General features: G+C 31.9%; 28 protein-coding genes. 24 read left to right on the forward strand and 4 right to left on the reverse strand.

Annotation, left to right across the window (positions count from 1 at the left end):
- Positions 1–211: 211 nt before the first annotated feature.
- The 4 genes from ES675_RS07065 (at position 212) to ES675_RS07080 (ending at position 5,137) form a co-directional block, all read left to right on the forward strand.
- Entirely contained in the window at positions 212–1,807 is a 1,596-nt protein-coding gene (locus ES675_RS07065; RefSeq protein ID WP_066249993.1) for a S41 family peptidase, read from the forward strand.
- Between the two features lie 56 nt (positions 1,808–1,863).
- Positions 1,864–2,634 (forward strand): response regulator transcription factor, encoded by a 771-nt coding sequence (locus ES675_RS07070; RefSeq protein ID WP_066249996.1) that lies wholly within the window; start codon positions 1,864–1,866, stop codon positions 2,632–2,634.
- A gap of 229 nt (positions 2,635–2,863) precedes the next feature.
- On the forward strand, positions 2,864–4,264 hold the full coding sequence (lpdA, locus tag ES675_RS07075; RefSeq protein ID WP_066249999.1) for a dihydrolipoyl dehydrogenase: 1,401 nt from the start codon (positions 2,864–2,866) through the stop codon (positions 4,262–4,264).
- Between the two features lie 171 nt (positions 4,265–4,435).
- Positions 4,436–5,137, forward strand: a complete 702-nt coding sequence (locus tag ES675_RS07080) for a hypothetical protein (RefSeq protein ID WP_066250004.1) — start codon at positions 4,436–4,438, stop codon at positions 5,135–5,137.
- A 43-nt stretch (positions 5,138–5,180) separates the two neighbouring features.
- Here ES675_RS07080 and ES675_RS07085 read toward each other — a convergent pair whose 3' ends face one another.
- On the reverse strand, positions 5,181–5,855 hold the full coding sequence (locus tag ES675_RS07085) for a class I SAM-dependent methyltransferase (RefSeq protein WP_066250037.1): 675 nt from the start codon (positions 5,853–5,855) through the stop codon (positions 5,181–5,183).
- A gap of 249 nt (positions 5,856–6,104) precedes the next feature.
- Between ES675_RS07085 and ES675_RS16410 the strand changes: the two genes are divergently transcribed.
- The 11 genes from ES675_RS16410 (at position 6,105) to ES675_RS16685 (ending at position 11,036) form a co-directional block, all read left to right on the forward strand.
- Positions 6,105–6,248 carry a hypothetical protein gene (locus ES675_RS16410; protein ID WP_170244079.1) on the forward strand — a complete coding sequence of 48 codons (144 nt, stop codon included), beginning with the start codon at positions 6,105–6,107 and terminating at the stop codon, positions 6,246–6,248.
- Between the two features lie 96 nt (positions 6,249–6,344).
- Positions 6,345–6,512 carry a hypothetical protein gene (locus tag ES675_RS16415; RefSeq protein WP_157448676.1) on the forward strand — a complete coding sequence of 56 codons (168 nt, stop codon included), beginning with the start codon at positions 6,345–6,347 and terminating at the stop codon, positions 6,510–6,512.
- 32 nt (positions 6,513–6,544) lie between these two features.
- Positions 6,545–6,748: a hypothetical protein gene (locus ES675_RS07090; RefSeq protein WP_066250010.1), complete on the forward strand. Its 204-nt coding sequence runs from the start codon at positions 6,545–6,547 to the stop codon at positions 6,746–6,748.
- A gap of 13 nt (positions 6,749–6,761) precedes the next feature.
- Positions 6,762–7,073 carry a ribosomal subunit interface protein gene (locus ES675_RS07095; RefSeq protein WP_066250015.1) on the forward strand — a complete coding sequence of 104 codons (312 nt, stop codon included), beginning with the start codon at positions 6,762–6,764 and terminating at the stop codon, positions 7,071–7,073.
- A 25-nt stretch (positions 7,074–7,098) separates the two neighbouring features.
- A complete protein-coding gene (locus ES675_RS07100; protein ID WP_148367337.1) occupies positions 7,099–7,479 on the forward strand; it encodes a hypothetical protein in 381 nt (126 codons plus the stop codon).
- A 138-nt stretch (positions 7,480–7,617) separates the two neighbouring features.
- Positions 7,618–8,460: a hypothetical protein gene (locus ES675_RS16605; RefSeq protein WP_231931268.1), complete on the forward strand. Its 843-nt coding sequence runs from the start codon at positions 7,618–7,620 to the stop codon at positions 8,458–8,460.
- A 288-nt stretch (positions 8,461–8,748) separates the two neighbouring features.
- Positions 8,749–9,861 carry a ligand-binding sensor domain-containing protein gene (locus tag ES675_RS07115; RefSeq protein ID WP_066253983.1) on the forward strand — a complete coding sequence of 371 codons (1,113 nt, stop codon included), beginning with the start codon at positions 8,749–8,751 and terminating at the stop codon, positions 9,859–9,861.
- An 88-nt stretch (positions 9,862–9,949) separates the two neighbouring features.
- Complete coding sequence (locus ES675_RS07120) at positions 9,950–10,228, forward strand: hypothetical protein (RefSeq protein ID WP_082985962.1); 279 nt, start codon at positions 9,950–9,952, stop codon at positions 10,226–10,228.
- A complete protein-coding gene (locus ES675_RS16725; RefSeq protein WP_394349081.1) occupies positions 10,228–10,395 on the forward strand; it encodes a hypothetical protein in 168 nt (55 codons plus the stop codon). The genes ES675_RS07120 and ES675_RS16725 overlap by 1 nt, the downstream gene beginning before the upstream one ends.
- A 78-nt stretch (positions 10,396–10,473) precedes the next feature.
- Entirely contained in the window at positions 10,474–10,917 is a 444-nt protein-coding gene (locus tag ES675_RS07130; protein ID WP_066253980.1) for a hypothetical protein, read from the forward strand.
- Complete coding sequence (locus tag ES675_RS16685) at positions 10,911–11,036, forward strand: hypothetical protein (RefSeq protein ID WP_255365507.1); 126 nt, start codon at positions 10,911–10,913, stop codon at positions 11,034–11,036. The genes ES675_RS07130 and ES675_RS16685 overlap by 7 nt, the downstream gene beginning before the upstream one ends.
- Before the next feature lie 27 nt (positions 11,037–11,063).
- Here the strand turns inward: ES675_RS16685 and ES675_RS07135 are convergent, their stop codons facing one another.
- Positions 11,064–11,579, reverse strand: coding sequence for a DUF3124 domain-containing protein (locus ES675_RS07135; RefSeq protein WP_066253976.1), 516 nt, complete (start codon positions 11,577–11,579; stop codon positions 11,064–11,066).
- A gap of 306 nt (positions 11,580–11,885) precedes the next feature.
- On the opposite strand from ES675_RS07135, the gene ES675_RS07140 reads away from it, so the two are divergent.
- The 7 genes from ES675_RS07140 to ES675_RS07170 all read left to right on the forward strand — a co-directional run bounded on the left by ES675_RS07140 (position 11,886) and on the right by ES675_RS07170 (position 17,054).
- Positions 11,886–12,305 (forward strand): DUF2147 domain-containing protein, encoded by a 420-nt coding sequence (locus ES675_RS07140; RefSeq protein ID WP_066253970.1) that lies wholly within the window; start codon positions 11,886–11,888, stop codon positions 12,303–12,305.
- Between the two features lie 103 nt (positions 12,306–12,408).
- Entirely contained in the window at positions 12,409–12,903 is a 495-nt protein-coding gene (locus ES675_RS07145; RefSeq protein ID WP_066253966.1) for an SRPBCC family protein, read from the forward strand.
- 32 nt (positions 12,904–12,935) lie between these two features.
- Positions 12,936–13,508, forward strand: coding sequence for a TMEM175 family protein (locus ES675_RS07150; protein ID WP_066253963.1), 573 nt, complete (start codon positions 12,936–12,938; stop codon positions 13,506–13,508).
- Between the two features lie 67 nt (positions 13,509–13,575).
- Positions 13,576–14,748: a DmpA family aminopeptidase gene (locus ES675_RS07155; protein WP_066253960.1), complete on the forward strand. Its 1,173-nt coding sequence runs from the start codon at positions 13,576–13,578 to the stop codon at positions 14,746–14,748.
- A 36-nt stretch (positions 14,749–14,784) separates the two neighbouring features.
- Positions 14,785–15,396, forward strand: a complete 612-nt coding sequence (locus tag ES675_RS07160) for a hypothetical protein (RefSeq protein ID WP_066253957.1) — start codon at positions 14,785–14,787, stop codon at positions 15,394–15,396.
- Entirely contained in the window at positions 15,386–16,021 is a 636-nt protein-coding gene (locus tag ES675_RS07165) for an HD domain-containing protein (protein ID WP_231931309.1), read from the forward strand. Before ES675_RS07160 ends, ES675_RS07165 begins: the two co-directional genes overlap by 11 nt.
- A 109-nt stretch (positions 16,022–16,130) precedes the next feature.
- On the forward strand, positions 16,131–17,054 hold the full coding sequence (locus ES675_RS07170; RefSeq protein WP_066253953.1) for an alpha/beta hydrolase: 924 nt from the start codon (positions 16,131–16,133) through the stop codon (positions 17,052–17,054).
- 62 nt (positions 17,055–17,116) lie between these two features.
- On the opposite strand, the gene ES675_RS07175 is transcribed toward ES675_RS07170, so the two are convergent.
- Entirely contained in the window at positions 17,117–17,833 is a 717-nt protein-coding gene (locus ES675_RS07175; protein ID WP_148367339.1) for a LytR/AlgR family response regulator transcription factor, read from the reverse strand.
- Positions 17,834–18,739 carry a sensor histidine kinase gene (locus ES675_RS07180; RefSeq protein ID WP_231931308.1) on the reverse strand — a complete coding sequence of 302 codons (906 nt, stop codon included), beginning with the start codon at positions 18,737–18,739 and terminating at the stop codon, positions 17,834–17,836.
- A 338-nt stretch (positions 18,740–19,077) separates the two neighbouring features.
- Between ES675_RS07180 and ES675_RS07185 the strand changes: the two genes are divergently transcribed.
- Positions 19,078–19,461, forward strand: a complete 384-nt coding sequence (locus ES675_RS07185) for a MotA/TolQ/ExbB proton channel family protein (RefSeq protein WP_066253943.1) — start codon at positions 19,078–19,080, stop codon at positions 19,459–19,461.
- 344 nt (positions 19,462–19,805) lie between these two features.
- On the forward strand, positions 19,806–20,318 hold the full coding sequence (locus ES675_RS07190) for a DUF3124 domain-containing protein (RefSeq protein ID WP_066253938.1): 513 nt from the start codon (positions 19,806–19,808) through the stop codon (positions 20,316–20,318).
- Positions 20,319–20,332 lie beyond the last annotated feature (14 nt).

A 20,332-nucleotide genomic window follows, 5' to 3' on the forward strand; every position in this document is an offset into this window, starting at 1 on the left:
GACGCACGAAAAATTGTACCGATTAATTATGTTGTACTGAAATTCTTGTTCTCTTTGCAAATTTTTCTCATTTACAATCGTAAAAATCCACTCGAACGGACGAATCTCATCAAATTCGAAACCCATTTATTATTTATTTATATGAATCTATTTTTATTTTTTAAAAATAACTGCGTATTTCGTTGTTCTAAATTCTAGCTAACATAACTTTATGAAGTATCAATACCTTTGGTTTATAGTAGTAATAATAATTCTTCAATCCTGTGGAAGCGTTAAAAAGAATAATGCTATTGTAAGTAGTTTGCATAGTGCAGACCAACTTCATGAGGATGTAGATGCTGTTTATAATCAACTGCAAAAACATCATCCGCGTTTGTATCAATACATTTCTAAAGAAGATTTAGATTTTAAATTTGATAGCCTAAAAACCAGCATCTCACAACCATTAACCAGTCATGATTTCTACGAAAAATTAGCGCCTATTTTAATGGAAGTACGTCAAGGTCATATTTCGGTTATGCCTCCGCAAATGCAATTCACTAAAAAAGAACGTAAGGTTTTAAGGAAGGAACGGTTTGAGTTTTACGATTTAGATTTTAACTACATAGATAAGCAACTGTGGGTTTCGGGATCCAAATCTGACTCGTTGTTAATTGGAAGTGAAGTGGTTCAAGTTGAGGATGAATCAACAAATGCATTAGTCCAAAAATACCAAACACAATATGCTTCTGATGGCTTTAATACCACGTTATTGGATAGGCAATTGGGCCGTGCATTTCAAAGATTATATGCACGCGATAAAGGGTTTTTAGATAGTCTAACCGTAACTTTCAGTAAACAAGACTCACTTTACACGAAAGTATTCCGCCGCATTCCAAAAGATTCAACCTCAAAAAAAACAGACGCAGTAAAGCAGGCAACCGATTCTATTAAAGTTGCCAAACTTACCAAAGCGGAAAAATTAATCAAAAAGCAGAAAGTAAAGGAAAAACGTAAACAAGATAAAATTTATGGTTCTGAAGGTTCAGACGGCAAATACACGCGTAACTTTAATTTCAAGGGAATAGATAGTTCCGTTGCCGTTATGAAAATAAGAGGTTTTGGAAATGGGAATTACAAAAAATTCTATAAGCAAAGTTTTGCGCAATTAGATTCACTTAATATACCGAATCTCGTTTTAGATTTACGTGATAATGGTGGTGGTCGTATTGAAGAAATAGCCTATTTATTTCGCTATTTAGCACAAGAAGATTTTCAGTTTATTAACGAAAGTGAGGTTACTAGCCGTGTGCCATTTATGGTGTACACGATGAGCAATGGCAGTCCGTTAATATTAAAAATTATTGGAGCTGTTTTTTCACCCGTTATTGTAACCCACAACCTAATAAAAACTAAAAAGGTTGATGATGCTATTTATTATAAATTTAAATATGCCAAAATGCAATCGCCATTTGCGGATAATTTCAATGGCAATTTATATGTTCTTATTAATGGGAATTCATTTTCGGCATCATCTATATTATCCACGAATATTCAAGGCCATAATTTAGCCACATTTGTTGGCGAGGAAACAGGAGGTGCTTATAATGGAACGGTTGCAGGCTTGTTTAAAATATATAAATTACCGAATAGTAAGGTCCGCGTTCGCATTGGTTTAATGCAAATTGATGCGCCTTTTAAAGTAGAACCAGATGGATATGGTATTAAACCAGATATCCCAATTGTGCCAACTTGGAATGATGTTTTAAATGATCGAGACCCCGAATTGGAATGGATTTTAAAACACGTAGAAAACGAAAAACACTAAATTTTTATGTAACTTTAAAACATATATCTTTTTCAAAAAACCATTAACATAAGCTGATGCTATATAGAAACATTAAAAAGATTTATCATGATATTTTTAAGTCTTATGCACACCCGGAATTGGACACGCATATTAAAAAAATTATGGAATTAGATGTGTATTTACCATACAGCTCTACCTTTTTCTGCATAACAAACACCCAAGATTTAACCTTTGAATTTGTTAGTAAAAATATGACCGCTTGTTTAGGCTTGGACAAGAATGTCTTGATAACGGAAGGCATGCGGAATTTTTGGAGTCGCATTCATCCAGAAGATATTGAGCTATGGCTTAAAGGTTTAAATGATTTAATGGAATATACATTAGCAGAAATACCAGTAAACCAGAGATATCAAATGAGTTACACTTGGAATTACCGTTTAAAAAATGCGCACGACGCATATGTCAATATTATCCAAAACACAACCCCTTTAGAGTTTGATGCAGAAATGAAACCTATAATCGGATTAGCGCATTATACAGTGATGGATATAAACATACAAATGCCGATAACGGTTTCTGCCAAATTACTGAATGAAAAAAACGAATACGAAACCAAATATTTTAATAATTATTCTCAAAAACTATTAACAGATGGTTTAAGTAATCGGGAACGCGATGTTATTAGGTTGTTAACCTTGAATAATTCGAGTAAGGAAATAGCTGACTTGTTGAATATTAGCTCTAATACCGTAGATACACACAGACGAAATATTTTGAAGAAGCTAAACATTTCATCAACAGGAGAACTGATTGGTATGTTAAAAATGAATACGAATTTTCTTTAAAAATACTCAAATTGAGTATTGTGAAACCTGAAATATTACACCATTTTTGTAATGCTATTATTTGAGGGTGATACCTTAAAATTAGGGCAATCTAACAATATTGTTAGTTTTGCCCTTTTTTTTACACTTATTTTAGCGGTGCTTATTATCCTGTATTTTTTTTATTGCCTTCCCATAAAACATTTGTATTTTTGTACTCGTTTTAATACAACTTGAAAAAAATATTTATATGAATTCATACGATGTAGCCATTATTGGTTCTGGTCCTGGAGGTTATGTAGCAGCTATCCGTTGCGCACAATTGGGATTGAAAACTGCTATTATAGAAAAATATTCAACCCTTGGAGGAACATGCCTGAATGTTGGGTGTATTCCAAGTAAAGCACTTTTAGATTCGTCGCATCATTACGAAGATGCAGTCAAGCATTTTGAAGAACATGGTATTGATATTCCTGGTGAAATTAAAGTGAATTTAAAACAAATGATTGCGCGCAAGCAGTCAGTTGTTGATACGACAACAGGTGGTATAGATTTCTTGATGAAGAAGAATAACATTGATGTATATCAAGGTTTAGGAAGTTTTAAAGATGCGACTCATATTACTATTTCAGGTGAAAAAGAAACGGAAATTGAAGCAAAGAACATCATTATTGCAACAGGAAGTAAGCCTTCAAGCTTGCCATTTATAAAGCTTGATAAAGAGCGTGTTATAACATCTACTGAAGCGTTAAAACTTAAAGAAATTCCAAAACACATGATTGTTATTGGAGGTGGTGTTATTGGTTTAGAATTAGGTCAAGTTTACAAGCGGTTAGGTGCTGAAGTTTCTGTTATAGAATATATGGATCGTATTATTCCAACGATGGATTCGGGACTTTCTAAAGAACTCAATAAAGTTTTGAAGAAACAAAAATTCAAAATCAACACCTCACATAAAGTAAAATCTGTTGAACGTAAAGGTGACGAAGTCATTGTAAAAGCGGACAACAAAAAAGGTGAAGAAGTAGAGTTCAAAGGCGATTACTGTTTAGTATCAGTTGGTCGTCGTCCATATACAGACGGATTGAATGCAGAAGCTGCTGGTGTAAAACTAAATGATAAAGGTCAAGTAGAAGTTAATGAACATTTACAAACAGCCACCAAAAACATTTATGCCATTGGTGATGTGATTAAAGGTGCAATGTTGGCGCATAAAGCGGAAGAAGAGGGCGTATTTGTTGCTGAAACTATTGCCGGACAAAAACCACATATTGATTATAACTTAATTCCAGGTGTTGTTTATACTTGGCCAGAAGTTGCTGCTGTTGGTCAAACAGAAGAGCAACTGAAAGAAGCTGGGGTAGAATATAAAGTCGGACAATTTCCAATGCGTGCTTTAGGTAGAAGTAGAGCGAGTATGGATTTAGACGGATTTGTTAAAATTCTTGCGGATAAAACAACAGATGAAATTTTAGGGTTTCACATGGTAGGTGCTCGTGCAGCAGATTTAGTTGCTGAAGCTGTAGTTGCTATGGAATACAGAGCATCTGCGGAAGATATTTCGCGTATGTCTCATGCACACCCAACATTTGCAGAAGCCATTAAAGAAGCCGCTTTAGCAGCTACAGACAATCGTGCTTTGCATGTATAATATGACTGAATTCCTTTTAATGGAATAATAAATATTTCAAAAACCACTTCCCAACCGAAGTGGTTTTTTTGTGAAGTATGTAGAGAAGAAACAGCCATTATTCATTAGCTTTGAGGTATATATAAACAATTTCCCCATCCTTTATGAATTCTGATTGGGTACTATTTTAATATGAACCATAAATACTACTTAAAAACGCAAAAGGAGCAAAACCAAATTCAACTAAAAATTGGACTTGCCGCTTTTCTTGTTAATCTTATTGTTTTTGCCTTATCCATATTTAGTGGCTTGTATATCTTGTTTCTATTATCCGTAGCCGTAACACTCTCTATAATTGCACCTTTCTTTGACATTCCAGCACTTAAAAAAAGCGGAAAATTAATATACTATTCATCCCTTTTTGTTGCCGAAAAAGAGCTAAACGCTCAAATAATAATTCATGGCGGTTCCTTGTTTGATTACGTATTTGTAATTGACAGAAACCTCAATGGCAAGCAGCGAACACAATTTATTCTTCAAAAATATTTAGAAGGAATTTTGAATTTAATAGACGCTTATGAAAAAAGCGACGATACCACAATTAAAATCAAAGGAACTACCTACTTTTTAAATGAAAGAACGGCTAACAAAATTGGATTAAAAGTTGTTAAAACGGATTTCTTTCAAAAAGTTATTCTAATTTATAACTATGTAAACCTTCTGATATCCAATTCCATTGCAAAAGGAAAACTCGCTTTTCCAAAACTGACGCACATTAAGACATTTGAAGGTGAATTACAACAACTGATTAATAGAAAGAAATATTTAAAGGCATTACATAATAAATTAAAAAGCTCTATTTTCCAAGATACATTGCCTAAAAACCAATTTTAATTAATTGTCCGTTCTCTAAAATCACTTTAAAAAGTCTGATTATTTAAAAAAACCGATAAAGTGTCGTTATAATCAATCCTTTGCCATGCTCCAAAGGAATAGACAATAATTGCCTGTCGTCTTTAACTGTCAAATTAAAAGGTGGTTCTAACAGGTTTATACCACTTCGTTTTTTTAACCGGATGCCTTGTCCTGAAATAATATCTTTATTTGTTTCAAATGTACCTTCTGGAATATGTTCGGTTACTATAACATATTTGTAAGTGTTTAGTTTCTCCAATATGGATAAAACTTCAGCATTGGAAACATGTTGTAGCACTTGTCTTAATATGGCACAATCCCCATGTGGTAACGTGTCTTTAGCTAAATCCAAACAGTGGAACTCTAAATTATCGGCTTTAAATTTTTCAATATTATGAATTATTAAATCAGGTACAATATCCACTGCTACAAATTTATTCGTGTGTTTCACGAAGTTTTTTCCGATGTTGAAATCGCCACAACCTAAATCGACAACCGTCAATGGATTTTCAAACGATTTTAAAAACGTAGTAACCGCTACTATGTATGGATTTACCAATTCGGGTAGGTGCGAGCCATCACCAGAATAAAAACGAGACATGTTGCTTCCCCAAAGTTTCATATTATAAACCTGTTCCATGGCAGCTTGAGTTGGCCATGGTTTTTTATTTGCTTTTGAGTTCTTTTCAGGTTTCATCAAGTAATGCATAAGTCATTTTATTCTGGTGTGGAAATTACTAAAATCGGTTGAGAAAACTGATGCAAAGTATAAAAATTGAACACTTTAAAACGTTTATAAACATGTCAACATATAAATTTTAATTTCATCCAACCACTTAAATCAATAAATTAACGAATAGATTTTATAATCGTGAATTTGTGACAATATTGTTAAAGTTTCAGTATTAATCATGTAAGTTACCAATGAACAGTTAAAACAATGATTATGGGAGTTATTAAAGATAGTAAGAAATTCAAAACAACAAAGGAACAAACAAACCCTACAAATCCAACTGGTAATACAAATCAAAAATCCAACCAGTTTGATATCGATGAGTCTACCATTAAAAAACAGCAGAAAAAGAAATAACAAGGATGAAAAATTCGATAACAAATAAGAAAACAAAAAAAATCTAAAAGCCCAATAGACATTAATTTAAAAGGGATAAAAAACCATAGAAAAGCGGTGTTTTATTTACAAGCTGCAGCAAAAAACCATTTAGAAGCAGCTACGTATCATCAAGAAGGAAATCACCAAAAAGCGGCACAAAGCACAATAGCTGCTCATGGTCATGTTAACCTAGCAAAAAAAGCGCAAAAGGTGGATGTTAAACAACATGCATTTCATGGTTAATTCAATACAGTTTTAATTAAAAATGATAAAAAATGGAAGCTTACAATGACCTTAATAATCATATTCGTTTAACAACCTTAAAAATTCAAGAGGATTATCCAGAATTGGTAAAATATATGAATGAAATCCCGAGAAATTACTTAAACAAAACAGGAAAAGAGGTAAATGAAAAAGAGTTAAAAGGTTATTTAAATTCCTTAAATAACTTAATTAAAACATATACAAAAACACATTAAAAAACTTTAAAATATGATAATCCCATTAAATACTAATAAGACACGTACGGGTAAAAAAAATAGTTTAGACTTTTTTACATCACAAACTGCTGAAGTATTACAAAGGTTTGAATCTCATATTACCAAAATGGAAGTTCACTTAAAGGATGATAATGGAAAAAAGGACGACATTAATGAAGTTACTTGTCTATTAGAAGCCAGACTTGAAGGTAGGCAGCCTATTGCTGTTACCAACCAAGCAGGTACTATGAATCTTGCAGTAACTGGAGCTATTTACAAAGTAAAAACCGCTATAGAAACTATTCTAGGGAAAAATAAAAAATAATAATAGGCATAAAATATCTATAAAAATGAAAGCAAAAAACAATTTAGGAATTTGGATGGATCATTCAACGGCATACATTATTGATCTGAATTCTAGCAGTAAAAATAGAACGATAATTTCAAATTTTACGTCTGAAACAAAAGAAGAAGCCATGACTAGAAGCGAAAATCTGATGCATAATAAGCGGCAGCAAATGCACGACGAATTTTATGATAAAATTGGTGCTCAAATTTTAAAATATCAGCATGTGGTATTATTTGGACCTACAAATGCAAAAGTAGAACTCTATAATGTTTTGAATAAAGATTTACATTTTAAAAATATAAAAATAGATGTGGAAACGGCTGATAAAATGACTAGTAATGAGAAGGATGCTTTTGTGAAAAAACATTTTGGAATAGGATAGATCTATTGTAAGCCCAAAAACAAAGGAATATAATTTGTGGATTTTGTTACGATGTAATATTGCGTATAATTAGTATATTAATAACAATATAATCCTTAAAATTGAGTTAGAGTTAAGTATTAATTTAAATGATAAAATATGAAAACAGCAAAATTAATCTTCATGATGTTTGTGTTAATTTCAATATCATCTTGTTCAAATGATGATGATAGCGTGAATAATAGTCAACAAACCCAACAGGATATACAGAATTTAGTTGAATCTAATAACTTTATTATTACAAATTATATAGATTCAGGAAACAATGAAATAGGCCATTTTAGTTGTTATGCATTTACTTTTAGTCCTGATGGAACTATTATAGCAAACAATGGCGTTAATAATTATACTGGTACTTGGAGCGTAACAAACAGTAACAGTAATGATGATAGTATTAATGATTTAGATTTTAATATTAATTTTCCATTAACCAATGAATTTGAAGACTTAAATGACGATTGGGATATTGTTTCATATAATTCCAATTCAATTGTGTTAATTGATGTTAGTGGTGGAAATGGCGGAACAGATAACTTAACATTTCAAATAGGAACACCTACAGCTAATTGTACATCGCAAGTTCTGAATATAGTTTCAACTAATGTACAGTCAGGAACATGGCACATAACATTTTTTGAAGATTCAGGAGTTGATGAAACCAATAATTTTATAGGTTATAATTTTACATTCAATAGTTCGGGCAATTTAAACGCTAATAATGGTACTAACAATTACGATGGAAATTGGAGTATAACGGATAGTAATAGTAATGATGATAACCTGGATGATTTAGATTTTAACATTAATTTTAACCTTACGAACGATTTTCAAGATTTGAATGATGACTGGGATTTTGTATCACAATCGGCAACCAAAATTGAGTTAATAGATGTAAGTGGCGGAAATGGAGGAACGGATTATTTAACCTTTGAGAAAAATTAAAAATATTTTACAAAACATATAATTAAAAACCACTTCCCAACGAAAGTGGTTTTTTTGTGGATTAAAAAATTAATAAAAATAGAAGAACAATCAAAACCTATAATTAGTCTAAAAAACAAATGGATTCCTCACATATGTCATAGGCAAATTAATACGTAACGTTATATAGGTGCACCTTGATGAGAATATTAAGACCATGAATAGAAAATTTGACACTTTTTTGACATATCATGCTATTAAAAAGGAATCATTCGCATTAAATTTGGAAAAACAAATATTCTCCATCTAATGAAAAAATTATATCAACTGTCAAAAATATGCTTAATTGTTTTTAGTTCGTTTCTGTTAACCGCTTGTAACGGACAGACAAAAACACCTGTAAAGCCAAATGCACAAGAAGATTCCATTTCAAAAACCATTAATACGTCAAAAGTAGGCGAGCCAATAAATAGTCCAAATTATGGCGCACCATTTTTAAATGAACCGCCAGCTACCAGAATTAGCGATTTTGTCCGAAATATTTTTCAAGATAGTAAAGGCAACTTGTGGTTTGGAACAAATGGCGATGGTGTAATTCGCTTTTCGGGAAAATCTTTAGATTATTTTTCTGAAAACGAAGGCTTTAATGGTCTTGCAATAAGAGGGATAATTGAAGATAAAGAAGGTAATGTCTGGTTTGGAACCGAACGCGGATTAACCAAATATAATGGCGAAACCTTTACCAATTTTAATGAGAAGGATGGCTTATTAAACTCGAATCTTTGGAGTTTAATTATAGATAGCAAAGGGCTCATGTGGATTGGTACCTTAGGAGGTGCGTACACTTTTAATGGTGAAAAATTTACACCGTTTGTCATTCCAGAATCAGAACCAGATGTATTACGAGGTGTTACAAGCAGTAAAATAGTGCATTGTATTATGGAAGACAGTAAAGGAAGTATGTGGTTTGGAACACCAGAAGGAGCTTATATGTACAATGGAAAAATTCTAACACATATTTCAGAAAAAGATGGCTTACCAAATAATTCAATAAACCGCATTTTAGAAGATAAAAATCATAATTTCTGGTTTGCTACGCATCATAAAGGGATTAGTCGCTATGATGGAAAAACGTTTACCAATTTCACAACAAATGGTGTTATAAGTGGTGATGAAGTCTGGAATATCTATGAAGATTCAAACGGAAATATATGGTTTCCAGCCGAAAACTATGGTGTTTACCGTTATGATGGAAACACGTTTAAAAATTACTCTAAAAAGGATGGCTTGCTAACCAATGCCATTCAATGTATGTATGAAGATAAAGAAGGTCGGTTTTGGTTTGGTGGCTGGATGGGACTTTTCCGTTTTGATGACAATTACTTTTCGGTTGTTACTAAAGAAGGACCTTGGGAGAAATAACCTATTAGTACATAATGGTTTTATTGGAAGATAGCATATTTTTGTTTTACCTTATTCACGTAAAAACACACGATTAAGTTTCTGAAACATGAAAATTATAGCAGCTATTCCAATGGATTCAGAAGCATTAACCAATTTAACCATTCGGTCTAAATCCCATTGGAATTATAGTAAAGAACAGATTGAAGCTTGGTTAGAAGATTTAACCATAACCACTAGTTATATTGAAGAAAAGCAGGTTTTTAATTTGGTTAATGAAACTGTTTTAATTGGTTATTATTCCTACTTTAAACGTAATGAGGGTGACATAAAATTAGATTATTTATTTATCCAATATATATTGGTCAAGGTTATGGAAAATACCTGATAACCGATTTTCTAAAGCGCATAAAGGCAACTGGATATAAAAAAGTGCAGGTAGATGCTGATCCAAACGTTGAAAAATTCTATTCAATTTATGGGTTTCGTACGGTTGGATATTTAAAGAGTTCCATAAAAGATAGATTTCTACCCATTATGGAATTGGAAATATAATGAACAACAATTTTTTAAACTAAAGGTTTAGTTTAAACTAATTTTTTAGTTATATTTGATTTCATCAATCTTTCAACTATGAAATCAATTAGTATCATTTTTTGTTTCTTGATAACGTCCGTCTTATTCTCACAAGAAAACTTAAAAGCGGAAATCCCTTCACAAAAGCAATTAGATTCTATAAAGGTAGCGTTAGAAATACTATTTAAAAAGGATCAAACCTTTAGACGCATTTATACCGAAGCCGAAGAAAAATTAGGAAAAGACTCGTTTGAAATGAACTATTTTTGGGAAGTAGTAGAGGCAGATGACAAAATTCTAGAAAAACAAGTTACCAATATAATTAACAAATTTGGATGGCTAGGTATTTCCCAAGTTGGCAGATTGGCAAATGACACACAATGGAGTATTTTACAGCATGGCAGTGTGACAAATAAAGAAAAATACGCACCCTTGCTAAAAGCATCAGTTTTAAAAAACGAATCGCAAGCAACACATTATGTACGTTTAGTTGTATGGTAGCCAAAAAATGGATTGCAAAAAATGCTTTGGCAGAATTGCAGAAAGACGGTATTAGAATGTCTGATTATCCGCGAACTGATTATAGAAAACCTACTTTTAATAATACGTTTAATACCTAATTTCAAGCAAAAGCAAGGAAACTAACATTATTCAAAATAAACACCTTCCGTTACAAATGAAAAAGATTTGCTTCCTAAACCACCAATCATAACGGCTTGAAATAACGGATTTAACTTGGTATTTCCATACCACTCCACAACAAAGTTGGCACCAGAACCACCAGAAACATCTTCCTCATCTACAACATACTCCAGCGTTTCAAACGTACTTAAATAGATAGGTGATTTTATATAACTCCTAACAAATTTTCCTTCTGTGTTAAAATAATCAATCCTGCTAATAAATAGGGTATCAGTTTCACTGGTATTATGTATACTTAATGTAGATGTTAACTGCGTTCTATCATTCCGCGTGCGCTGATATATATTTGAATAAACGGGAACATAAACTTTTTTTGTAACCAACTCACCATCTGCTTTTTCTACCTGTTTTGGTACCTGATGTTCATTAGATATTATTTCGCGCTCTTTGCTAGACGAATTTTTATCGCATGAGACAAATAGCATTAATAAGAATGAAAAAAGGACGATAGTAGATTTCATGGTAACAGGTATTTCGATGAAGTGGTTAACTTTCTTACAAATATAAAGAACATTTAAATACGATGTTATAAGATTATTGTTTCTAAACCTGAAGTTTGTAATAAAGTACGTGCAATAGAATCTTATAACAAGAAGAATTAATTATATATTTATAAAATCATAGATGATAGTTTGCTATGGCCTTTGAATGCACAAATTAATGTGGTTTTCGGTTTATCTGGCTAAAATAATTGACTTTAAAAAGGTTGAAAAGAAACGTCCAAATTCGATTTTCTTTTGATAAGAAACAACTATTAAAATAAAAAAATGAAATATCTATTTCTACTATTAATAACGGCTTACAGCCTGACTAATCAAGCACAAACTATTGTTGGTCAATGGGAAACCTACGACGATAAAACTAAAGAAAAGAAGGCTGTCATTGAAATTTACCAAACGGATGATAAATATTTTGCTAAAATCGTTAAAAGTTTTGTTGGTGAAATAGATGCACTTTGTGAAAAATGTGAAGAGCCAAAAAAAGATAAACCCATCATTGGATTAATTATTATTGAAAACATAAAAAAAAATAATGAAGATTTTGAAGGAGGAACAATTTTAGATCCTGAAACTGGCGACGTTTATAAATGCAATTTAAAACTCATTAATAAAAATAAACTGGAGGTTCGTGGTTTCATTGGCATCTCTATTTTTGGACGAACACAATATTGGGTACGAAAGGGATAACTAACTACAAATACCAAAATTTTGGTATTAACACATTTCATTTTGGTTTGTAATCATGAATTATTTAGGAATAGATTGCAAACTAAAAAATTTTAATTAAGCTATGGATAATTTCAATTGGGAAACTTTTACAAAGAAAATTGCTATTAAGGCAAATTTAACAGATTTATATAATGCTTGGACAATTCCTAATGAAATAGAAAAATGGTTTTTAAGCAAAGCTAATTTTCTTAAACCAAATGAGAAACAAGTTTCCAGAAATGAAAACATTAATGCTAACGATTCTTACCAATGGTCTTGGTTTGTATATGACATTATTGAAACAGGTAACATTATTGAAGCTAACGGTAAAGACTTATTGAAATTTACATTTGCTGGAAATTGTATCGTTGAAATTACATTGGAGCAAAACCAAGAATATGTAATTGTAAAATTAATCCAAACCAATATTCCAACTGATAATCAATCTAAAAGAGGTATCCGACTTGGTTGCGATTCGGGATGGTCCTTTTTTCTGGTTAATTTAAAGTCAGTGTATGAAGGCGGAATTGATTTAAGGAATAAAAATAAGGACCTACCAGGAATGTTAAATAACTAAAAAATCTTACATTTAGTAAAACCAGAAACCAAATGAAAACAAGCAGATTAGAAGCCTTTAGCGATGGCGTCATGGCTATTATTATCACCATTATGGTTTTAGAATTAAGTGCTCCAGAAGGAACAGATTTTCAATCACTTTTGGCCAAAGCTCCCGTTTTTATTAGTTATGTTGCCAGTTTTATTTATGTTGGTATTTATTGGAACAACCATCATCATCTGTTTCAAATTACGCAAAAAGTAAATGGTAAAACACTATGGGCCAATTTGCATTTACTCTTTTGGCTCTCGTTAATTCCGTTTACTACGGCTTGGATTGGGGATAATTATGAAGCCAAACTACCCATTATTTCCTATGGTGTGGTTTTACTAGGTAATGCGATTGCCTATTTTATTTTGCAAAGCGTTATTATAAAATCGCACGACGATGCTTTTCCACTCAAAAAAGCCATTGGAACTGACGGAAAAGGAAAAATTTCTATAATTTTCTATTGCCTTGGGATAGGTTTAGCTTTTATAAATACGTGGTTATCCATTGCATGTTATGTTATAGTCGCTATTATGTGGTTAATTCCGGATACCCGGATTGAGAGAAATATCTCGTAGAAAATGCTCTATTTTAAATGAATATTTCATGTTAATAGATTTAAACAAATTTTAAAAACCATTCAAAATGAAATACTTTTTTACAATTTTTCTATTATGTTTTACCTGCTCGTTAACTTTTGCGCAAAAACCACGAGCTAGAGATTTGGGTGTGCCTTTTACAGGTGAAACGGGTAAATTTAATGCCATTACAGATGTAAAAGGCGTAGAAGTAGGCTATAGCACAATTATTTCAGGAACGGGCAAAAATATCGTTGGTAAAGGTCCAATAAGAACAGGTGTTACCGCTATTTTCCCAAGAGGGAAAGCTAAAAAATTTAGTCCCGTATTTGCTAATTGGTATAGTCTAAATGGTAATGGTGAAATGACTGGTACCACTTGGGTTACAGAATCAGGATTTTTAGAAACACCCATAATGATCACAAATACAAATAGTGTTGGTGTGGTTCGGGACGCTGTTTTAAAATGGTATGTAGATACCGATTGGTATTCCGGTGAAGATTGGTGGTACACGTATCCCGTGGTAGCCGAAACCTACGATGGTTTTTTAAATGATATTTATGGTTTTCACGTTAAAGAAAAACATGTTTTAGAAGCTATTGAAAATGCTAAACCGGGTAAAATAGCCGAAGGTAATGTTGGTGGTGGAACAGGTATGATGTGTTTAGGTTTTAAAGGTGGAACAGGAACAGCCTCTAGAATTATTAAAATTAAAGATTCTGTGTATACTGTTGGTGCCATTGTTCAGTCTAACTTTGGAGCAAAGCGAAATTTATCAATTGCAGGAGTACCCGTTGGAATAGAATTAAAGGATACATTAAATTACAAATATAATGCACCACCAAAATCTAGGCGGCAAGAAGGTGATGGATCTATTATTGTAATTATAGCAACTGACTTGCCACTTTTACCACATCAATTAAAACGAATTGCTCAACGCATTCCCTTAGGGATAGGTATTGTAGGCGGTCGCGGGAGCAATGGTTCTGGTGATATATTTTTAGCATTCTCCACGGCTAATGAGGACGCTTTTAATAGAGATAACATGGCAGCGGTTACCATGTATCCAAATGATCAACTGATGCCCGTTTTTGAAGCTACCGTTCAAGCTGTTGAAGAAGCTATAATTAATGCTATGGTAGCTGCAGAAACCATGGAAGGCATAAATGGAAATAAAGCATATGCATTGCCACATGATAAGCTCGTAGAAATTTTAAAAAAGTATAATAGAATTGATTAGTAAATAATTATAAATTTCAAAACCAAAAATTTACAGATGTCAGGAAGCGCTATACAAGCTATGAATTCCAGTTTGAGTGCTAATAAAAAATTATTACGCTCCAAACGATTATTCAAAAGAGAGAAAACTTTTTTTCAAAGAAAAAGCGAATACCTTGATGCTGCAGGTGGTACATTAGCCTTCAAAAAAGCGTCCAATGAAGATCTAGTAAAAATTAGAAAGAAAATTCGCAAGCAACGGAAAAAGGAAAATATGATTTTTTTTGCTATTGTAATTTCCGTTTTTAGTTTGCTTTCATATGGCGTATTAAAACTTGTTCAAAATAATACATTCGGCGTAGATCATAGAAAGGAATTTTTAGAAAAACAACGCGGAGAAGCCTATTTGGATCTCATAAGTAGAGGTGATTCATATTTTAAGAAAGCCGAATGGCACAACGCTATTTTCATATATAAAGAAGCCAAACTCTTATTTCCTAACCATTATGATATAAACTACCGGATAGTAAATGCTTACAGTTTTCAGTGCGAATATGAGTTTGAAAACTGCCAAACTGCAAAGAAATTATTAGATGCACTTTATAAAAAATTTCCAGATAAAGCGTCAGAATTGTTAGTAATTAAGGAACGGTTGAAGTATGAGTATTAATTCAGATATAAACAGTAATATGCAAAAAGAATTTCTGATGTTAATTCGGAAATATTCTGATAATGATTCTTATAATTTAGAATGTTGGAATGAAATTGAAAAGGCGTATTGTTCTAAATCGCGCCATTACCATAATTTGAATCATATTAAAAATATGCTTTCAGAATTAGAAAAAGTTTCAAAATACGTTCGGGAATTAGACACCTTATTATTTGCTATTTATTATCACGATATTATTTATAAAGCTACCAAAAGTGATAATGAACATCAGAGTGCTTTAAAATTTCAAAAAAGAATATCGAATACAACATTTACCAATATAAAGGAATGTATAGCGCAAATAGAAGCGACCAAGACTCATAAATTAGCTACAGATTCAGATACCAATATACTTTTGGATATTGATTTGTCTATATTAGGAAAAAGTCCTGAAACATATTGTGCATACAGTAATAACATCCGAAAAGAATATCAAATTTATCCAGATTTGATGTATAATAAAGGACGAAAAAAAGTGTTAAAAAACATGCTGGACGCTGATTCTATTTACAAAACAGACTTTTTTAAACAGGCTTTTGAAAATCAAGCGAGAACGAATTTAAAACGTGAATTAGAATCATTGTAACACATGTAATTTTAGCCAAATAAACTTGATAATAAATTCCACCATTGTTTTATTCCAAAGGGAACTTTAGTCACTTATAATTGTGATACTTGTATAAATCTAACTAATTATGAATAGAATCTTAATAGGATGCATTGTTTTATTTTTTGGTTGTAAAAAGCAAACAAATAAAATGGAGCATCCGATAAACGAGGAGACAGTTGTTTCTACTGTTTCAACCGTTTTAACTGATGATTTTGAATTGATAAAGTCTGATAATTCCGAAGTTTTATTAATTGTTTTTCCCGCTGGTGGATCTACTTCAAAAGAAACTAAAGCAGATTTTAAAATTGTTGAAAAAGCGACAGAAAAAGGGATTTCCGTCCTTTTAATGAATTACGGAAAGTTGTGGATTGAAGAAGAAGATTCCAGGCAATTGTCAGAATTAATCAAGCAGGCAGTAAAAACAAATGGAATAAATACCAATAGTGTTTTTATTGGAGGCATGTCCATAGGTGGCACTACAGCTTTAACGTTTTCCAATTATCTATATGAAACAAAAGCAAGTATTCAGCCACAAGGTGTATTTGTGGTAGATTCACCTATAGATTTATATGCGCTTTATCAAAGTTCAAAAAAAGATGTATTACGAACCGATTTTTCAGAAGAACGTTTAGGCGAACCAAAATGGATAATCAGTTATTTTGAAGAACAGTTTGGCGTTAAAGATTCGTTACTTAAAAACATCCAAAAAGTTTCGCCAATTACAATGTATACAGCAAACTTGACTAATATTCAGAATCTGGAAAATCAAAAAATTCGATTTTATACAGAGCCAGATACTTTGTGGTTAAAAACGGTACGACAGACTGATTTTGAAAGTACCAATGCATATACCATTCAGAAAACGGCAGCTTTATTAAAGGAAAAGAATTGGCCACAAGTGGAATTGATTCAAACTAAAAATAAAGGGTATCGTGCCAATGGAGATAAAAATCCACACAGTTGGTCTATTGTAGATGTGGACAATTTACTGGATTGGATTTTAGGGTAGTCACTTTTTTTACTACCAAAACGGATATTTGTACAGCCACCCATTTCATTATTGAGTAGAGTTTAAAACCGCTCCAATAATTCTAAAACCGATTTCTTATAACTTCTACTAATAGTTAAAGCTTGATCTTGTATCACAACATGTTCATTGGTAAAAGACGTGATTTGGTTAATAGCAATAATAAAAGAACGATGGATTCGTATAAACTGATCGCTTGGCAGTTTGGCTTCAATTGCACTTATAGTTTCTCGCGTTACAATGGTTTCGCTTGCTAGGTGAATTTTAATATAATCGCTAAAACTTTCAATATAAATAATCGTGTCAAAATCAATTTTAATCATGCGTCTGTCTGATCTTACAAACATGAACGCATGTGATGCAGTATCGGATATTAAAGCGTTTTCTTTGGTAGCATACACATCAAAATAGGTGTTCACCGCTTTTAATAAGCGTTCAAATGAAATGGGCTTTAATAAATAATCAACGGCTTGCAATTCAAAACCTTCAACCGCATAATCGCGATACGCCGTTGTAAAAATAATTTTAATGTTTTTATTGATGGATTTGGCAAATGAGATACCCGAAATGTCTGGCATATTAATATCCAGAAATACCAAATCAATTTTATGATTGCTAATTACCTGAAAAGCCTCCATGGCATGACTGCAACTGGCAATAACATCAATGGCTTCAATTTTCGAAAGGTGAGCGCCAATAATATCGCGTGCCATAGCTTCATCATCAACAATTAAACAGGCTATGTTTTTCGAGGTTTGCAATTAATTAGATTTTATGGTTAAATGGACTTTAAACAAATCATCAGTATCTAAAATAGTTAAATTATAATCGTCTTTATAGAGTAAATCTAAACGTTTCTGAATATTCTGTAAACCAATGCCATCTTGGGAATTTTCAATTTTAGCTTGCGTATTTTCTATTGAAAAAATAATCTCCTCATGTTTAACTGTCAGATCTATATTGATGGTTAATTTTCCTGATTTTAAGCGTCCATGTTTAAAACTATTTTCCACAAATGGCAGTAGTAACATAGGTGCAATTTTTGTCGTTTCAGGAATATGATGGTAATTAAATTTTACGGCTAATGTATCATTAAAACGCAAATTTTCAAGAGCTATATAATCTTCAATATGATTTATTTCTTGGGTTAAAAGTACAAAAGGTTTATCTACTTGATATAATAAGTAATCCAGCAAATTGGAGAGTTTTAAAATCATTTCTGGTGTTTCATCAGCCTTTTTTAATGCAAAACCATACATAGTATTCAAGGTGTTAAATAAGAAATGCGGATGGATTTGCATCTTTAAATAATGCAACTCTTGTTCCTTCAGTTTTAATTGGGTTTCCAAAATTTTGTTTTCCAGTTTTTTGGTTTCTTCGGTATATTTTAAATTAAGCTGGAGTAACTTAAAAGCACTAACTAAAATAACCACCAAATATACACCAGAGGTGACAATAAATATATTCCGAGTCACTGGATTCATAGCCTCGTATTCAAAATTAGCTAAATATATTAAGCTAAAAAATATGGATAGCATAATTAAATACCCAGAAATAATAAGGGTATACAAGCTATATAACGCAAACTGCAAATAGCGTTTTAAAACTAAATAGTCTGGAATCAGTTTGTAAACTGAAATATAAGTTGTGGCAATGGTTATGGGCATAATAAACAGTGAAAACAAAAACGCATCATTAAAATTTTCATTTTTGGCACTAAAGAATTTTGTGAAAAATAACAACACACAACACCAAAAAATGAGGTGTAGTAAAAACCGGAGAAGTGCTTTTAAAATGGATTTTTTTGTAAACATATATGCAAATTACCATACAATAATACAACGTTTTTCATGCGATTTCATATTTTGTAGACGAATAACAGATTTAGAGCTGGTTTCAACATGGTGGTTATAATTAGGTCTAAATTGGTCATCCATCGCATTTTTAAGTTTTCAGATTAAATGCAACTTATGTTTGTACCATGTTTAACTAAAACCATACGTTTATGAAATTATTAGCTTTATTACTCATAAATCCTTTTTCTGAAGGTGGACCTATCATGATGTCCTTAATTACTGTTTGTTTAATTCTCTCTATTATTTTTTTAATCAAAGGATTCAGCAGTTTAAAATCTAATGCCATACAATCCAAAAAAATGGTGCAACTAGCTGCAGACAGTAGTTTGTTAGGCTTGGTATTAGGTTTTTTGGCATCTATATTCGGATTAATTACCGCTTTCGATTCTGTTCAAGCCATGGGTAATGCAGATCCGGCTATTTTTGCTGGAGGCTTAAAAGTATCTCTGTTAACAGCTGGTTTTGGTTTGCTGACATTTATAATTGCAAGGATTGGTATTCTACTTTTAAAAGGATTGCATAAAGACGTTTAGTTCAAATTCATCTTATTCCAGATTGCATAAAAGCGACTTTACGGTCGCTTTTTTTTTGTTTCAATGCTTTATAATTTATTGATTTATAGGCCGTTTTATAAAAATTTGCTTTGAAAGTTTTGGCAATTAGCAAAAATTGAAGATATTTATAGTTATGATTATAGCAAATAGATACTAATCATGTTGATTTTTGAAGCGACTTATTATGGTTTAAGTTATTGTTAGGAAGGTTTTAAAAGGATACAAGATTATTTACTGATCCCTTACCAGAAATGGTAAGGGATTTTTTTTAAAAATTAAAAAAGCTATTTGTATATTGCTTCAACATTAATTTCAGTTTTCCTATGAAACGTATTTCTATCTGTTTATTTTTAAGTTTTACTTGTTTAATATCCTGTAATGAGAAACAAGATTCAGATGATTTTCATGCAGAAAACTGGAACAAAAGACACAAAGATATCAACCCGAAAGATTCGTTGGAACACGGAAAAACCTATCTTTCCATTTACTCGCAAATCTACAGTATGTCGCAGCATAAAACACACAATTTAACGGCCATGGCTAGCATGCGAAACACCAGTGATTCAGATACTATTTATATAGTTAGTGCTAAATACTATGATTCTCATGGCCAATTAATTCGAACCTATTTTGATAAACCTATTTATTTGGCGCCTTTGGAAACCACGGAAGCTATCATTGAGGAAGTAGATGTGGCAGGAGGAACAGGCTCTAATTTTATTTTTGAATGGCGAAAAAGTAAAGATTCTCCCGAACCTTTATTTGAAGGTATTATGAATTCCACTTTAGGTCAACAAGGGTTATCGTTTACAACTTCAGGAAAACGCATCAAATAAAAGATTCCTTCATG

The sequence above is a fragment of the Algorimicrobium algoritergicola genome, from assembly GCF_008086165.1.
GTDB lineage: Bacteria > Bacteroidota > Bacteroidia > Flavobacteriales > Flavobacteriaceae > Algorimicrobium > Algorimicrobium algoritergicola.

What these genes read in the sequence shown, in the direction of transcription:
- ES675_RS07180 (WP_231931308.1), bottom strand. Translation starts at nt 18,739, where the DNA reads ATGCCCATAACCATTGCCACAACTTATATTTCAGTTTACAAACTGATT.
- ES675_RS07185 (WP_066253943.1), top strand. Translation starts at nt 19,078, where the DNA reads ATGAAATTATTAGCTTTATTACTCATAAATCCTTTTTCTGAAGGTGGA.
- ES675_RS07090 (WP_066250010.1), top strand. Translation starts at nt 6,545, where the DNA reads ATGGAAGCTTACAATGACCTTAATAATCATATTCGTTTAACAACCTTA.
- ES675_RS07170 (WP_066253953.1), top strand. Translation starts at nt 16,131, where the DNA reads ATGAATAGAATCTTAATAGGATGCATTGTTTTATTTTTTGGTTGTAAA.
- ES675_RS07065 (WP_066249993.1), top strand. Translation starts at nt 212, where the DNA reads ATGAAGTATCAATACCTTTGGTTTATAGTAGTAATAATAATTCTTCAA.
- ES675_RS07120 (WP_082985962.1), top strand. Translation starts at nt 9,950, where the DNA reads ATGAAAATTATAGCAGCTATTCCAATGGATTCAGAAGCATTAACCAAT.
- ES675_RS07100 (WP_148367337.1), top strand. Translation starts at nt 7,099, where the DNA reads ATGAAAGCAAAAAACAATTTAGGAATTTGGATGGATCATTCAACGGCA.
- ES675_RS07165 (WP_231931309.1), top strand. Translation starts at nt 15,386, where the DNA reads ATGAGTATTAATTCAGATATAAACAGTAATATGCAAAAAGAATTTCTG.
- ES675_RS07150 (WP_066253963.1), top strand. Translation starts at nt 12,936, where the DNA reads ATGAAAACAAGCAGATTAGAAGCCTTTAGCGATGGCGTCATGGCTATT.
- ES675_RS07145 (WP_066253966.1), top strand. Translation starts at nt 12,409, where the DNA reads ATGGATAATTTCAATTGGGAAACTTTTACAAAGAAAATTGCTATTAAG.
- ES675_RS16410 (WP_170244079.1), top strand. Translation starts at nt 6,105, where the DNA reads ATGGGAGTTATTAAAGATAGTAAGAAATTCAAAACAACAAAGGAACAA.
- ES675_RS16685 (WP_255365507.1), top strand. Translation starts at nt 10,911, where the DNA reads ATGGTAGCCAAAAAATGGATTGCAAAAAATGCTTTGGCAGAATTGCAG.
- ES675_RS07115 (WP_066253983.1), top strand. Translation starts at nt 8,749, where the DNA reads ATGAAAAAATTATATCAACTGTCAAAAATATGCTTAATTGTTTTTAGT.
- ES675_RS07140 (WP_066253970.1), top strand. Translation starts at nt 11,886, where the DNA reads ATGAAATATCTATTTCTACTATTAATAACGGCTTACAGCCTGACTAAT.
- lpdA (WP_066249999.1), top strand. Translation starts at nt 2,864, where the DNA reads ATGAATTCATACGATGTAGCCATTATTGGTTCTGGTCCTGGAGGTTAT.
- ES675_RS07130 (WP_066253980.1), top strand. Translation starts at nt 10,474, where the DNA reads ATGAAATCAATTAGTATCATTTTTTGTTTCTTGATAACGTCCGTCTTA.
- ES675_RS07190 (WP_066253938.1), top strand. Translation starts at nt 19,806, where the DNA reads ATGAAACGTATTTCTATCTGTTTATTTTTAAGTTTTACTTGTTTAATA.
- ES675_RS07085 (WP_066250037.1), bottom strand. Translation starts at nt 5,855, where the DNA reads ATGAAACCTGAAAAGAACTCAAAAGCAAATAAAAAACCATGGCCAACT.
- ES675_RS07095 (WP_066250015.1), top strand. Translation starts at nt 6,762, where the DNA reads ATGATAATCCCATTAAATACTAATAAGACACGTACGGGTAAAAAAAAT.
- ES675_RS07070 (WP_066249996.1), top strand. Translation starts at nt 1,864, where the DNA reads ATGCTATATAGAAACATTAAAAAGATTTATCATGATATTTTTAAGTCT.
- ES675_RS07160 (WP_066253957.1), top strand. Translation starts at nt 14,785, where the DNA reads ATGTCAGGAAGCGCTATACAAGCTATGAATTCCAGTTTGAGTGCTAAT.
- ES675_RS07155 (WP_066253960.1), top strand. Translation starts at nt 13,576, where the DNA reads ATGAAATACTTTTTTACAATTTTTCTATTATGTTTTACCTGCTCGTTA.
- ES675_RS16605 (WP_231931268.1), top strand. Translation starts at nt 7,618, where the DNA reads ATGAAAACAGCAAAATTAATCTTCATGATGTTTGTGTTAATTTCAATA.
- ES675_RS07135 (WP_066253976.1), bottom strand. Translation starts at nt 11,579, where the DNA reads ATGAAATCTACTATCGTCCTTTTTTCATTCTTATTAATGCTATTTGTC.
- ES675_RS07080 (WP_066250004.1), top strand. Translation starts at nt 4,436, where the DNA reads ATGAACCATAAATACTACTTAAAAACGCAAAAGGAGCAAAACCAAATT.